The 1,088-nt window shown below is 56.4% G+C and carries 1 protein-coding gene; it reads right to left on the bottom strand.

All coding sequences use genetic code 11. The features are described 5' to 3' along the window. Positions 1 to 138 precede the first annotated feature (138 nt). Positions 139 to 1,071, bottom strand: a complete 933-nt coding sequence (locus CZ787_RS07260; RefSeq protein WP_140398976.1) for a hypothetical protein — start codon at positions 1,069 to 1,071, stop codon at positions 139 to 141. Between the last annotated feature and the right edge of the window lie 17 nt (positions 1,072 to 1,088).

Genomic DNA, 1,088 nt, shown 5'->3' on the forward strand with positions numbered 1-1,088 from the left:
CCGTTTTCGTCATACACGGTAAGGGCAACGGGGAACTTGTAGGTGCGGCCTGTATTTACTGTGAACACGGGTATTTCTCCTGATTGAACGCTGTTTAACCGCCGCTTGGGCAGCGGTTACGGGGTGGTTAAAAGGGGATTACTTAACGACGATGGTGACTTCGTCGTTGCCGTCGATGGGTTCAGGACTGTAGTTAATCGACAGCATCTGCGTGCCTTCCAGATCCGAGTACGTGGGCGACTCGATACCGACCTCGGGCATGCTGATCTCGATAATGTCGCCCGCTGTTTTGCCGTGGGTGATTTTGAGCGCGCCAGTGTCTGCACGCTGCGAGACCTCGAAGTAGTTCTTCGCATTCACACCGGGGTCTTCGATCATCAACTGGCCCGAAGGGGAGCGGCCAGTGATCTGGATATCGTTGGAGCCCACGATTTTCTTGTGTATTACCTGACCCGCCATATCGAGCGAGAACTGGTTAAACGGCACCACTGCACCCATGAAGTCGAGCGGCGCTGTGTTAACAGAGTTGATGGCCAACCCGGCGCGCCACTGGCTAAGAGTGACGCTAGGCAACTGCTCTTGAGTGACAGGGCTGATGAGAGCGCGGAACGTGAAGCGGATCACCGGCATACTTTCAGCGTTCAGCGTGAACGCTGCGGTTCCATGGGCCCCACGCCCTTTATGCAAGTTGCCGTCTACATGGGTGAAGAAAACGCCAGAATCTTCATCTTCAGAAACGGGGCTATAGGTGACGCTCACACCTTCTTCAATCACTTCACTAAAGCCACAGGCGCGCAGCATCTTGCCCCACGGTGGCGGCGTGCCGGGTGTGCCGCTGGTGTTCAGTTCCACCTCAACGACCGATTCAACGTGCTTCTCACCGGCTGCACGTGGGCTGTTGCCGTAGTAGGGCCGCACAAAGGTACGTTCAATATCAGTACCGCTAAGGGGGGTAACGGTGATCTCACGCGTCAACACGGCATCCGTTGCCGCTTCGGGCGTTGTAGCGCCGTCGTTGTACTCGGATTCCAGGGCGAACAGCATCGCCCGGCGGTTGGTTTTCATACTCACGGGGAGTTCTCCTCAAG

The sequence above is a fragment of the Halomonas citrativorans genome (assembly GCF_900163645.1).
GTDB lineage: Bacteria > Pseudomonadota > Gammaproteobacteria > Pseudomonadales > Halomonadaceae > Vreelandella > Vreelandella citrativorans.